General features: G+C 62.0%; 12 protein-coding genes. 7 read left to right on the top strand and 5 right to left on the bottom strand.

The annotated features are described in order from the left end of the window. Positions 1–53 precede the first annotated feature (53 nt). Together JQ641_RS03415 and JQ641_RS03410 are read left to right on the top strand one after the other, a co-directional pair. The gene (locus JQ641_RS03415) at positions 54–785 is read left to right on the top strand and encodes an SDR family oxidoreductase (protein WP_211994430.1); all 732 of its coding nucleotides are present in this window, start codon (positions 54–56) and stop codon (positions 783–785) included. A gap of 26 nt (positions 786–811) precedes the next feature. Further along, on the top strand, positions 812–1,558 hold the full coding sequence (locus JQ641_RS03410) for an SDR family NAD(P)-dependent oxidoreductase (RefSeq protein WP_211994429.1): 747 nt from the start codon (positions 812–814) through the stop codon (positions 1,556–1,558). Between the two features lie 6 nt (positions 1,559–1,564). Here the strand turns inward: JQ641_RS03410 and JQ641_RS03405 are convergent, their stop codons facing one another. Next, on the bottom strand, positions 1,565–2,464 hold the full coding sequence (locus tag JQ641_RS03405; protein WP_211994428.1) for a DMT family transporter: 900 nt from the start codon (positions 2,462–2,464) through the stop codon (positions 1,565–1,567). Between the two features lie 97 nt (positions 2,465–2,561). On the opposite strand from JQ641_RS03405, the gene JQ641_RS03400 reads away from it, so the two are divergent. The 4 genes from JQ641_RS03400 to JQ641_RS03385 all read left to right on the top strand — a co-directional run bounded on the left by JQ641_RS03400 (position 2,562) and on the right by JQ641_RS03385 (position 6,438). Then, positions 2,562–3,464: a LysR substrate-binding domain-containing protein gene (locus tag JQ641_RS03400; RefSeq protein ID WP_211994427.1), complete on the top strand. Its 903-nt coding sequence runs from the start codon at positions 2,562–2,564 to the stop codon at positions 3,462–3,464. Positions 3,465–3,481: 17 nt separating this feature from the next. Continuing rightward, positions 3,482–4,168, top strand: a complete 687-nt coding sequence (locus JQ641_RS03395; RefSeq protein WP_211994426.1) for a site-2 protease family protein — start codon at positions 3,482–3,484, stop codon at positions 4,166–4,168. Between the two features lie 66 nt (positions 4,169–4,234). Continuing rightward, a complete protein-coding gene (locus JQ641_RS03390) occupies positions 4,235–4,645 on the top strand; it encodes a hypothetical protein (protein ID WP_211994687.1) in 411 nt (136 codons plus the stop codon). 572 nt (positions 4,646–5,217) lie between these two features. Beyond that, the gene (locus JQ641_RS03385; protein WP_211994425.1) at positions 5,218–6,438 is read left to right on the top strand and encodes an ABC transporter substrate-binding protein; all 1,221 of its coding nucleotides are present in this window, start codon (positions 5,218–5,220) and stop codon (positions 6,436–6,438) included. A 132-nt stretch (positions 6,439–6,570) separates the two neighbouring features. Here JQ641_RS03385 and JQ641_RS03380 read toward each other — a convergent pair whose 3' ends face one another. From JQ641_RS03380 to JQ641_RS03370, 3 genes are all read right to left on the bottom strand, one after another. Beyond that, the gene (locus JQ641_RS03380) at positions 6,571–8,970 is read right to left on the bottom strand and encodes a hypothetical protein (protein WP_211994424.1); all 2,400 of its coding nucleotides are present in this window, start codon (positions 8,968–8,970) and stop codon (positions 6,571–6,573) included. Positions 8,971–9,153: 183 nt separating this feature from the next. Beyond that, positions 9,154–9,336, bottom strand: a complete 183-nt coding sequence (locus JQ641_RS03375; protein WP_211994423.1) for a hypothetical protein — start codon at positions 9,334–9,336, stop codon at positions 9,154–9,156. A 672-nt stretch (positions 9,337–10,008) separates the two neighbouring features. Then, complete coding sequence (locus JQ641_RS03370; protein ID WP_192740635.1) at positions 10,009–10,416, bottom strand: GFA family protein; 408 nt, start codon at positions 10,414–10,416, stop codon at positions 10,009–10,011. A gap of 155 nt (positions 10,417–10,571) precedes the next feature. Between JQ641_RS03370 and JQ641_RS03365 the strand changes: the two genes are divergently transcribed. Continuing rightward, positions 10,572–11,057: a DUF4240 domain-containing protein gene (locus tag JQ641_RS03365; protein WP_211994422.1), complete on the top strand. Its 486-nt coding sequence runs from the start codon at positions 10,572–10,574 to the stop codon at positions 11,055–11,057. A 45-nt stretch (positions 11,058–11,102) separates the two neighbouring features. Here the strand turns inward: JQ641_RS03365 and JQ641_RS03360 are convergent, their stop codons facing one another. After that, positions 11,103–11,915: a DUF3658 domain-containing protein gene (locus tag JQ641_RS03360; protein ID WP_211994421.1), complete on the bottom strand. Its 813-nt coding sequence runs from the start codon at positions 11,913–11,915 to the stop codon at positions 11,103–11,105. Between the last annotated feature and the right edge of the window lie 39 nt (positions 11,916–11,954).

Below are 11,954 nucleotides of genomic sequence, written 5' to 3'. Positions count from 1 at the left end.
GTTCGATGCTTCGCATCGCCCCGGAATGACGAACAAATCAGGAGTAACCGAGAATGTCTGATCGACTGAAGGGAAAGCGCGCTGTCGTCACCGCCGCGGCGGCGGGCATCGGGCGTGCCTGCGCAATAGCATTCGCGCGCGAAGGCGCCACTGTCATCGCCACCGACATCAATGAAAGCGGCATTGCCACCCTGGGCAAGGAAGGCGTCGCCGAGACGGCCCGGCTCGACGTTCGCAGCACTGCTGGCGTCAACGCCTTCGCCAAGCGCGTTGGAAAGATCGATATCCTGCTCAATGCGGCTGGCTTCGTGCACCACGGAACCATCATGGAGTGTTCGGAAGAAGACTGGGATTTCTCGTTCGACCTCAACGTCAAATCCATGCACCGGACCATCAGGGCGTTTCTGCCAGCCATGATCGCAGGCGGCGGCGGCAGCATCGTCAACATCTCGTCCTGCGCGGCGCTCCGGCCACCGGCCAACCGCTATGTCTACAGTGCGTCCAAGGCGGCGGTTTCGCTGCTCACGCGCGCGGTTGCGCTCGACTTCATCAACCAGGGCATCCGTTGCAACAGCATCTGCCCCGGCACCGTGGAGACGCCTTCGATGCTCGATCGCGCGGCCGCCGCCGGCCCGGATGGACGCGAGAAGTTCGTTGCCCGCCAGAAGATGGGCCGCCTCGGTACCGCAGAGGAAATCGCGGCCATGGCGATCTATCTTGGGAGCGACGAAAGCGCATTCACCACCGGCGTCGACCTCGTCGTCGATGGCGGCTACATGCTCTGACGTCCACGCGACTAGGGGATTCCAGCATGAACAAGATCGATCTGAACGGCCGCTGCGCCGTCGTTACCGGCGGCGCGCAGGGTTTTGGGCGCGCAATCACCGAACGCTTTGTGGCGTCAGGCGCCAAGGTCGCGATCTGGGACTATGACCTGCCGTTCGCGGAACGGACCGCCGCGGAAATCGGCGAGAATGCCCGCGCGTTCAAGGTCGACGTCTCTGACCTGGCCGCGGTCGAAAGCGCGCGCGACGCGACGCTGAAGGCGTTCGGCAAGATCGACATCCTCGTCAACAATGCAGGCATCACCGGTGCCAACAAGACCGTCTGGGAGATGGACCTCGCAGACTGGCGCAAGGTGATGGCCATCAACCTCGACGGTCCCTTCATCTGCTGCAAGGCCGTGGTGCCGGCGATGCTCGCCAACAAATACGGCCGTATCGTCAACATCGCCTCGATCGCCGGCAAGGAAGGCAATCCGAACGCCGCGCATTATTCGGCGTCCAAGGCCGGTGTAATCGCGTTGACAAAATCGCTCGGCAAGGAGCTGGCGGCGCACGATATCCTCGTCAATGCCGTGACGCCGGCGGCCGCGAAGACCGCGATCTTCGATCAGATGACGCAGCAGCACATCGACTTCATGCTCGCGAAGATTCCGAAAGCCCGCTTCCTGCTGGTGCAGGAGCTGGCGTCGATGGTGGCGTGGCTGGCGTCGGAAGACTGCGCCTTCTCGACCGGCGCCGTGTTCGATATTTCCGGCGGCCGAGCCACCTATTAGCAAGCCTCAAGACGGCTGAGTTGCCGCCCTCGCTTGCCGCCCTGACGTCGTCGCGATCCAGATCCCGGCGAAGACCGTCACGATGCCGCCGACCAGGTTCCAGCTGAGCGGTTCGTGGAGCAACACCGCGCCGACCAGCGACGCCGCGACCGGATTGACGGTGACCGATATGGCGACACGGGTCGGCGTCGTGCGCGCCAGCGCGAACGCCCAGAGATAGAATGTGAGCGCGCTGCCGAAGGCTCCGAGATAAGTCGCGGCGAGCCATTGCGGCATCCCGAAATCGGCAACCGGCGCGAAACTGCCGCGCCCGCAGGAAATCAGGATCAGGCACGCCGCGCCGACACCCATGGCCATCGTGGTGAACGGAATCGGCCCCGAGCGCACGATGAAGGGCTTGGACCAGATGCTGTAGAGCGCCATGCACAAGGCCGCGCCGACCATCAGAAGATCGCCGCGCCAGGCGCCAGGCGGCGCAAAGGCCAGGCCCGACAGCAGCGCGATCGCGACGCCGAGCATCGCGACGACAACTCCGAGCGATTTGCGCAACGTCAACGCTTCGCTGCCGAGCGCCGCACCGACGACCATGGTCAGCAACGGAAGAGTCGACAGGGCGAGCGCCCCCCGCGCCGCCGTGGTGAAGATGAGGGAGGCGTTGAACAGCAGCGGGAACAGGGCAAAGAACAGCACGCCCAAGCCGGCCACGGCGGGCCAATCCCGGCGTGCGGGCCAGCGACCGCCCTGCCACAGCGCCACCGGCAACAGCAATACGAACCCAATGCCGAACCGGAACGAGCCGATGGCGAGCGGATCAATCGCGCTCACGAGATAGCGGGTGGCGCCGATCGAAGTCCCGCCAAGCGCGCTGGATAATACCGCCGCCAGCACTCCCCACACTTCTCCCATCAGTCAAATCCTCACTTTACCGGCTTGCGCGCGAGGATAAGGGAGGGGTACTAATCAACAAATGGAATTTAATTGATGCAAGAAATAACGCATTGTGATGACCAAGCCCAACCTTGATCCCGATCTGTTGCTGGCATTCGTCGCGGTGGCGGACCACCGCTCCTTCACGCGTGCCGCCATCATGCTGAACCGGACCCAGTCGGCCGTGAGCATGCAGATCAAGCGCCTGGAAGATCGCCTCGGCGCCGAACTGTTCAACCGGACCAAGGCGAATGTCGATTTGAGCGCCGCGGGCGAAGGCCTGCTTGGATATGCGCGGCAAATTCTCACGCTGAACGAGGAAGCGGTCGGCAAGCTCGCCGAGCGCAAGGTCGAAGGCGTGGTTCGGTTAGGTGTGATGGACGATTACGGCACATGCGTCGTCCCTGCCCTGCTGGCGAGCTTCCTCGCCGGCTATCCGCGCATCCATGTCGAGATGGAAACCGGGCTCACAGCCTCGATGCCGGCAAGGCTCGGCGAGGCCTACGACCTCGTCATCGCAATGCATCCCGAAGGCCGCGGCGACGGCGAATTCCTGCGCCGCGAACAAGCCGTATGGGCAACCAGCGCTTCTCACCCGGTCGAACAGCAGGAGCCGCTGCCGGTGGCGCTGTATCCGCAGGGCTGCCTGTTCCGGAAATGGGCAATCGACGCGCTGGATGCCGCCAGGCGTCCGTGGCGGCTGGCTTTTGTCAGCCACAGCCTTGCCGCCGTGGAAGCGGTCGCAGCGCTGGGTCTGGCCGTGACCGTCGTCAAGGCCGGCACCCTTCCGCCGCGGTTGCGCGTGCTGTCGGACCATGACGGCCTGCCGAGACTGCCGGCTGCCGACATTTGCCTGCATCGCGCCACTGACCTATCACCGGCAGGCGCGCTGCTCGCCCATCATTTACGCACCGGCATCTCGAACCGTCGCGATGAGGTGTTATCAAGGCGCGCACGTGACAGCGTTCGCGTTGCCTGAACTGAGTGGACAGTCCCTTGTTTTCAAACATCTCATTGTACGCCGTATCGGTCTGGGTATTGCCGCTCCTGCTCGCCATCACCCTGCATGAGGCCGCCCACGCCTTCGCCGCCTATCGCCTCGGCGACAACACCGCCTGGCAGCTCGGCCGGGTCAGCCTCAACCCCTTCAAGCATATCGACCCGTTCGGGACCGTCATTCTCCCCGGATTGCTGCTGCTTTCGCAATCGCCGTTCCTGTTCGGCTACGCCAAGCCGGTGCCGGTGAATTTCCGCAATTTGAACCATCCCCGCCTCGACATGGTCTGGGTGGCGCTGGCGGGCCCGGCCACCAACATCGTCCTGGCCGTGCTGGTGGCCCTTGCCTTCCATATCATGCCCCTGGTGCCCGCGGATGCGGCGCAATGGACCGCGGACAACCTCAAAAATGCGTTCCTGATCAATATCGTGCTGGCGATCTTCAACATGCTGCCGATCCCGCCGCTGGACGGCGGGCGGGTCGCGGTGGGGCTGCTGCCGCGGGTGCTGGCTTACCCGCTGTCGCGGCTGGAACCCTATGGCATGCTGATCCTGATCGGCCTGCTGATCCTGCTGCCGATCCTGGGCAGCCAGCTCGGCCTAAATCTTGATGTTATTTCGGCAATACTGCGAACACTGACCGGCTATGTGATCCGTGCGCTTCTCTTTATCACGGGCAACGCATAAACCTTAGATAGAGAACGCCGGACACGGAGGAGTTGGCTTGGAGCCATGGTGATCAAAGCTGCCGACATGTTGATCGCACGACGCGCCGACACCCGCGCGAGGGCGGATTTTGCCACCTGGAAAATGCTCGCCAAGCTCAACGGCGCTTCCGCCCTGCCCGCCGAGGCGCAAGGTTTTCTCGTCAGCTACAGGCAGCTGCTCGAGAAGATGACGGATGCGGATGCTTCCGAGGCGACGATCCAGCTGATGTACAAGAGCTATTATGCGGAGATGGGCGGCGCCGGAACCCCGCCGGAAATTCCCGCGCGCTCCAGCGATCCCGCCGCCGACACCGGCAACGTCACCGCCTTTCGCCGGCCGCCGGCCAAGCCAAAGGCCGCGGCATCAGGACCACAGGCAAAACCGCGGCTTCCGGTGGCGCTGATCTTTGCGTGCCTCGTCGTCGTCTATGTCGGCATCCGCTATTACTGGCGGTAGGCGACCCTCGCGCAAGAAAGCGAAATGAGCAACGAAGCAGATCCGCTTGCACAGTTCGGGATCGACGCGGTCGATCTCAGATGGACGTTGCGGGACATTGCCGGAAGGCGATCGTTCAACAGGGATCATTTGGCGAAGCTGATCGAGCTTGGCCTCGTCGCAATGCGCGGAGACGCTCCGTACCTAACGCCAATTGGGCAGGATGCGGCATGGGGGAAACAGAGCTGACCGTGACGCTGCATACGGTTGCAGCGTAACGCGTGATTGCCGGGATGACGGTGGCCCTCGCCGCCGTACGATGCCTCCGAGCTACGGCCTTCTATTCCAGGGCGGCATGATTTTGAATCCGCGCTGATCGACGTGATACGTCTTCGCGACATTTTCGCGTCTCAGTGGCACGCAGCGCCGGCGCGTGCCCGGAATTCACCGCGACATGGAATATTCCCTGCACGCACGATCCATCGCAGCCCGCTAGGCGGCGAACACGATGCCGGGCATAATGGCGCTGCGAGTTTTGCAAACATTCAAAAATATCCTTGCAAAAATATCTTGAAAGATTCCTTGGAGGGGAAATGAAGCGATCCATTGCAGCTTTGGTGATGACCACGAGCCTGGTATTTGCAGGCGCAGCGTTTGCGCAAACGCTCGACAAGGTCGTCAAGGTCGGCAGCCTCGGAGATCAATCGGGCCTGTATGCCGACATCGGCGGCCCCGGCTCCAGCGTCGCCGCGCAGATGGCAATCGATGATTCCGGCTTGCTGGCGAAAGGCTGGAAGATCGAACTGATCTCGGCGGACCACCAGAACAAGCCTGATGTCGGCGTCAACATCGGCAAGCAGTGGATCGACGTCGAGAAGGTCGACGTGTTCGTCGATCTCGCCAGCTCCGGCGTCGGCCTTGCGATCGCCAACCTTGCCAAGGACAAGAACGTCGTCAATTTGAACTCCGGCTCGGCGTCGTCCGATCTGACCGGCGCGCAATGCTCGCCGAACACGATTCACTGGGTCTACGACACCTGGATGCTGGCCAACGGCACCGGCAAGGCGCTGGTCAAGTCCGGCGGCGACAGCTGGTTCTTCCTGACGGCGGACTACGCCTTCGGTCACGCGCTCGAACGCGATACGGCAGCCGTCGTCACCGCCAATGGCGGCAAGGTGCTCGGCGGCGTCAAGCATCCGCTCAACAATGCCGACTTCTCCTCTTTCCTGCTGCAGGCGCAGAGCTCGAAGGCGAAGATCATCGGCCTTGCCAATGCCGGCGGCGACACCACCAACTCGATCAAGCAGGCGGCGGAGTTCGGCATCGTCTCCGGCGGGCAGAAGCTCGCGGGCATGCTGATGTTCATCACCGACGTTCATGCGCTCGGGTTGAAGGTCGCGCAGGGCCTGAACTTCACCGAGACGTTCTATTGGGACGCCAACGACAAGACCCGGGCCTTCACCAAGCGCTTCAACGAAAAGCACAAGAAGGGCCCGCCCACCATGGTGCAGGCCGGCGTCTATTCCTCGCTGATCCATTACTTCAAGGCGCTGGAAGCGCTCGGCGGCAACCCGCATGACGGCCGCGCGGTGGTCGCCAAGATGAAGGAAATGCCGACCGACGACGACCTGTTCGGCAAGGGTACGGTCCGTGCCGACGGCCGCAAGATCCACCCGGCCTATCTGTTCGAGGTGAAGAAGCCGGCGGATTCGAAATATCCGTGGGACTATTACAACCTCGTCGCCACCATCCCCGCCGAGGAAGCCTTCATCCCGCTCGACAAGAGCGTCTGCCCGATGTTGAAGAAGACCTGATCCGGCGAGCGATCGCCGGCATTTTTGTTCGGGCGATTCCCGACGCCAGCAATCTCACGAAGAGCAATCTTCAGTATGATGTGGCCCCGCCACGCGGGAGCGTGACGGGGCCGATCATCATCGTCAACCGGCTCAGAACAGCTGGTGGGCGAATTCGCTCTCGGGCATCCTCAGCGACTCGAACTGCGCCATCAAGGTGGTGTCGAGATGCGGTTCCTGCTGCTGCGGCTGCGAATGCTGCATCATGCCTTCCAGCGTCTCCATCGCGTCGAACGATGCGTCGTGCAGGATATTCTGCAGCAAGGCCTTCAACTCGTGGCCAAGGACGATGGCCTCGCCCGGGTCTGGCGGCAGCGGTTGCGGGTTCAGCGCCGCCAGGGTGGCGTGACCTGCGAACGTGCTTTCCGTGGATTCGGGATCGCCGAAGGAAGGCACAATGGGTTGCGCCTGCAGCACCGGGATGTCCGCGTTGGCCACCGCCGAAGCGGCCGTGCCTTGCGTCAGCGCCTGCACCACCGTCGGAGAGTCGAGGCCATGTCCATCGCCTTGACCGGCCTGATCCCAGAAGCTGCTGACCGACGATTCCGCAGCCGGCTCCATGGTGAGGGCCGCATGCGCCGTCCCCGTGGGGGCCGCCTCCGCCGCATGCGCGGCGGCGTCGCCATTGGCATGGTTGCCGTCAGTCATGCCAAGCAGCTTGCCGAGCGCGCCAGCAAATCCCTTGTCGTCGGCATGATCCTTGATCCCGTCGGCGATCTGGGTAAGCAGCCATTGCGGATCATGCATCGTGTTCTGGATGGCATTGTCCACCTTGTCGATCAAGCCATGGGCCGCGTTGTCAACGGCGTGCTGTCCCCGTTCCATCAGCGACTCATCCTTGTGGGGCGCTGCGGACGAGGCCGCGCTTCCAGCGGTGCCGCCCGGCGGCGGGCTCGCGTTACCGTTGACGGCATCGAGCCCCTTGCCGGCCGCTGAGCCAGCGAGATCCCGCATCGCGCTCTTGATGCCATCGGCGGCAGCGTCGCCACCAGCCTTGATGGCATCACCGGGGATTCCGCCGAGCTCATTGCCGAGCCAGTTGGTGCCGTCCTGGAGACGGTCGCCAAGCCACTCGCCGCCGAGGCCACCGAGTTCCTTCGCGCCTTCCTTCGCCGCCCCCTCAAGATCGCCCTGGACGAGGTCCGAAGCCAATTCCGTCTTCTCGCCAAACCAGTCGCCGGCATCCTCGAGAGCCTCACCCACATCGCCGCCGAGCGTCTCGCCGACCGCCGAGACAAACCCGCCGCCCGCCTTGGCCATGGCTTCGTTCAGACCGTTCAGCACGGTCTTGATGCCGGATGCGATCTCGGCCAGCGCCTTGACGCCATCGACCTGGGATTCGCCGAAGTCTTTCAGCGCATCGACTCCGTCTTCAAGGAGTTCACCCAGGTGCTCCGCCGCGGCATCGAAATCGCCACGGGAGATATCGTCGACCACCTGGCCGGCATCATGGCCGAGCGTGTCGGCATTTTCTCCGAGCATGTTGACATACTCGCCGCCCCAGCTGGTGCCCGCGTCGACACCACCGTTGATGGTCTCGCGCATATGATCCAGCGTGCTGGTCACGGCTTCGCCGTAGTTGTGGATGACGTTGCCGTAAAATTCGCCAAGCGGACCTCCAACCGTGTCCGCGGCGATTTCCGCCCCGCCGTACAGGATCTTGACTTCGGCCTCTGCGATCGCGCCCACCACCTCGACGCCGCTGGTCACGATCTTGCCTGCTGCCTGCATGTAATCCTTGCCAACCTCGCCCGCCATACCAGCGGCGGTGCCGGCCATATCGAGCGCGCCCTCGGCCGCGGCAGAACCGGCTTCGACCACACCTTCGGCGGCACCCGCCGCAGCTTCCGCCACGTGTTCTGCGGCGTTGCCGACACCATCCACCAGGTGCTCGCCGGCCTCCAGGACGTCACCCTCAAGCAGCGCCCCGCCAGCCTTGCCGACGGTACTTACACCGTCGTTGAAGACATTGACGAAACCGTTGCCGAGAGCGCTGCCGGCATTACCGAGTCCGCCGCCAATGCCTCTGATCGTGTTGAAGCCTTCATCGGCAAGGGTCGAGAAACCGTCCGTAACAACCGTGAACGAGTTCGACCCGCGCTGCCACAAGGTCTCGCCGAGGTCGACGCCGATGTCGGCAATTCGTCTCGCGCCCGAGGTAAGTTCATACACCCCGAGGTCCACGAACTTGTTTGCGCCATTCCAGATGTCGGTCGGCGCCGATTCCAGGAAACGTCCAACCAGACCTGCTCCCGAGCCGATGCCGCTCCCGATGGTACTGAATGCCGACGTAGCAAAGTTGCCGATCTCGACTACGGCATCTTCCGCTGCATTCCAGCCCGCACTTGCGCCGCTGCCGACGGCATCGACGCCATCCGAAATGCCGCCTGCGATGGCATCAACGCCATCCGAAATGACCTCACCCGCATCCTCTGCCCGATCTCCCACCCAGTCGACGGCATCCCCGAAAGCATTCCCGATAGAGCCAAACATCCACGCCTCCATTGGTTTGAACGATGGCGCCGTGTTTGCCAGATCACACTCGGGCAGAACTGTGCGCCAAATCACAGTGGCGCCGCCTGCAACGAACCAGACGCGAAGATTGCACGACCAAGGCTTTCGCATTTGCGACGACGGATAGCGCTTGGCTAATTTGCGTGCTGATCAAGCGAATGATCAAACAAAAATGCCGGCGAGCGATCGCCGGCATTTTTGTTGGCGATCGGTTCGTGGTTTTCCCTTGCGACGAGGCAACGCGCCCGCCGGGAGATGTTCTGATTCAATTTTCAAACAACCCTTGCTGTCATCGCCCGGCTTGACCGGGCGATCCAGTACGCCGCGACTTCTCGGTTCAATCATCGCGGTCTCTGGAATACTGGATCGTCCGCCTTCGCGGACGATGACACTGAATATGAGTTTGCGTTCTCGCGGCCTGATAAGCCCGAGGTTTGCAAGTAACTTCCCGCCCGAAATAAGAGGGCGCAGGGAAGACCAGGTGCGCGCTGCACCCGCGGTCTCGTGTGCGATTTGCACTAAAAAAGCTGCACACGAGCATACAGGGCAGCGGTGAACACCCGGCCTTCCCTGCGCAATGGCTTTACGGCTTATGCCGTGATCTCCCCGGAGACGAGTTCTGGGTTGACTCCGTCGCTATCGTTTCCGCTCACGCTTCTCCGACAGCTTGACGCCGGCAACGGGCGCCAGGACCACACGGTTTTGCCGTACGCTTAATCCACGCCGTCGTCAGACGTGAACCAGCGTCCACCGCAACCCGCCCAACGTCCGTGACGACGGCCGACGCCCTCTGAGTGGGACGGGATGGCGATAGATGCGCACTGATTTGGGTCGGCCGACTACAGAAATATTTTTGATTTACGGAAATTTTCCGCTTGACACGATTTCTGAAACTCAGAACTGATTTGCCCGTCGGGTTGTTTTGTCGCAGCCTCCGTCATTGTAAGCGAAGCAATCCATGCCACCGCCTGGAGCAATATGGATTGCTTCGCTCCGCTCGCAATGACGATTGTTGATCTACCTTTGCGGCAACCGCTCGAAACTCGGCATGCCTTCGGGGACGTGGTGATAGGGCTGCTTGTCGACGGTGTAGATCGCGATCTGCGGGCCGTCGAACAGCGAGGGGTCGTCGAGCGTGCCGACCTTGACGACGACACCCGGCAGTCCCGGTGGCCGCGTCACGACATGGGTGCCGCATTCGGCGCAGAATTCCCGCGTCACCGCGCGTTCCAGATCGGTGCGCTTGAACTGCTTGGGAGTCTCCTTGGTGTATTTGAAACCCGCGATCGGCATCACCAGGAACATGTTGGTCGAGCCGCCGGTGATATACTGGCATTCGCGGCAATGGCACTGCGCCTTCATCATCGGGTCGCCCTCGGCCTGATAGCGCACTTTGCCGCAATAGCATCCGCCTTCGAGCTTCATGACGTCCTCCCGGTTATTGTTGCGGTCAATTCTGCGCCGCGTGAGGGATTTGGCAATGCTTTTTTAGCTCTGGTTTCTGTTCCATCGTGATTTCTGCCATTCCCGGATTAGTTTGTGCACGACGCCAAAGGCGAGCCCACTGGCAGGAGCATGCAATGGACGAGGACGGATTCTGGAAAATCGTGCAGCGTGCGCACGATAGTTCGGGTGGCGATATGGATCAGAAATGCGACGCCCTGCGCCAGCAAATCGCGGCACTGTCGAAGGACGAGGCGCTCGAGTTCGCGCGGTTGTTCAATGAAAAGATGGACCAGGCTTATGACTGGCCGCTCTGGGGCGCGGCTTACGTCATCAATGGCGGCTGCAGCGACGATACCTTCTCCGATTTTCGCGCCGCGTTGATTTCCCGGGGACGTCAGGCGTTCAAGCGCGCGCTGTCGGATCCGGACTCACTGGCGGACGACGGCTTTGATGAACTGGACTGGTTCTACGAAGGCTATCAATACGCCGTCACCGATGGCGTCGAAGCGGTTGCCGGCAATCCACCGCAACGGATTGCGCCGGCTCAGCCTTCCGGAACCGAGTGGCAGGAAGACGAGGTCTACGACCTGTATCCGAAACTCAGTGCGAAGTTCGGCTGACAGTTCGAGCAACCTAAGCGCTGCCGGGCTTTCCCTGCAGTTTGCCTATTGTGTTCTCGGCAGTCTCACGAGACTCTGCATTTCAAGAGCAGATTTGCCCTGAATTTCCAGCTGACCGCTCGCAGCCATGGCATCGATGCGTGCCGCCAGGACGATATCTCCGACCTGAAGGACTTCATCGTCCATCTCTGCAGCCAAAACCTCTCCGACGATTATCGCTACCTTTTGCCAATCGTTCGTTGCGTAAGACATCAACCGCTCGTCGAAGAAGGAGATTGGCGCCGATACAAGCTCGCCACCTTCGATCACACGCAGCGGCGCGTTTTCGAAGCGAAGCCGCTGCCAGAGATCCCGATATCGCTGCCGTTCGGTCGCCGGCAAAGGTTCGGCCAAATCCCAAAGCTTCTCTTGGCGTATCGTGTTCGCGTTGATCAAGCCGAGACTCATGGGCAAGGCGGGCGGTCGAGATAAGCCATTCTCCGGTGGGCAGGCTATTCTGACTTCGCTCAGGTCGACTACTTCGCACGGTGCGTCGTGCATTCGCCACAGCAACTCGAGAAAGCCGGCGTATTCCATGGCCGATCGTCGCGACAGCCAGGCGACCTTTCGGCGGCCAGGGGAAAGCGCCTCGCGCCAGAACGCCTCTGTTTCGGGAGCGATTTTGTTCCATCCGGTCCAGCCAAGTTCATCCTCAACCCATTTCGATCGCAACGGCAATTCGAGAGGATTTATTGGCCCGAAGCTGAGGCAGTCGAACGAGGAGATGACCTGATCGTCGCGGCCGGCATCTTCCAACGCCGTTCTCAGGCTCTTGGCGCCGGAAGGCGTGAAAACGACGTGGAGCAGGCCGTGCGTCATCGAGAGTCCTCGGTAGAGGCTTCCGATGCCATGGTCCGA

The sequence above is a fragment of the Bradyrhizobium sp. JYMT SZCCT0180 genome, from assembly GCF_018130165.1.
GTDB lineage: Bacteria > Pseudomonadota > Alphaproteobacteria > Rhizobiales > Xanthobacteraceae > Bradyrhizobium.
Note: the sequence above shows the minus strand (reverse complement) of the source record. Positions and strands in the feature narration are given on the sequence as shown.

Bases quoted from the DNA above. Each gene is read 5' to 3' on its own strand.
- JQ641_RS03415 (WP_211994430.1), top strand. From the start codon at position 54: ATGTCTGATCGACTGAAGGGAAAGCGCGCTGTCGTCACCGCCGCGGCG.
- JQ641_RS03410 (WP_211994429.1), top strand. From the start codon at position 812: ATGAACAAGATCGATCTGAACGGCCGCTGCGCCGTCGTTACCGGCGGC.
- JQ641_RS03405 (WP_211994428.1), bottom strand. From the start codon at position 2,464: ATGGGAGAAGTGTGGGGAGTGCTGGCGGCGGTATTATCCAGCGCGCTT.
- JQ641_RS03400 (WP_211994427.1), top strand. From the start codon at position 2,562: ATGACCAAGCCCAACCTTGATCCCGATCTGTTGCTGGCATTCGTCGCG.
- JQ641_RS03390 (WP_211994687.1), top strand. From the start codon at position 4,235: ATGTTGATCGCACGACGCGCCGACACCCGCGCGAGGGCGGATTTTGCC.
- JQ641_RS03385 (WP_211994425.1), top strand. From the start codon at position 5,218: ATGAAGCGATCCATTGCAGCTTTGGTGATGACCACGAGCCTGGTATTT.
- JQ641_RS03380 (WP_211994424.1), bottom strand. From the start codon at position 8,970: ATGTTTGGCTCTATCGGGAATGCTTTCGGGGATGCCGTCGACTGGGTG.
- JQ641_RS03375 (WP_211994423.1), bottom strand. From the start codon at position 9,336: ATGATTGAACCGAGAAGTCGCGGCGTACTGGATCGCCCGGTCAAGCCG.
- JQ641_RS03370 (WP_192740635.1), bottom strand. From the start codon at position 10,416: ATGAAGCTCGAAGGCGGATGCTATTGCGGCAAAGTGCGCTATCAGGCC.
- JQ641_RS03365 (WP_211994422.1), top strand. From the start codon at position 10,572: ATGGACGAGGACGGATTCTGGAAAATCGTGCAGCGTGCGCACGATAGT.
- JQ641_RS03360 (WP_211994421.1), bottom strand. From the start codon at position 11,915: ATGACGCACGGCCTGCTCCACGTCGTTTTCACGCCTTCCGGCGCCAAG.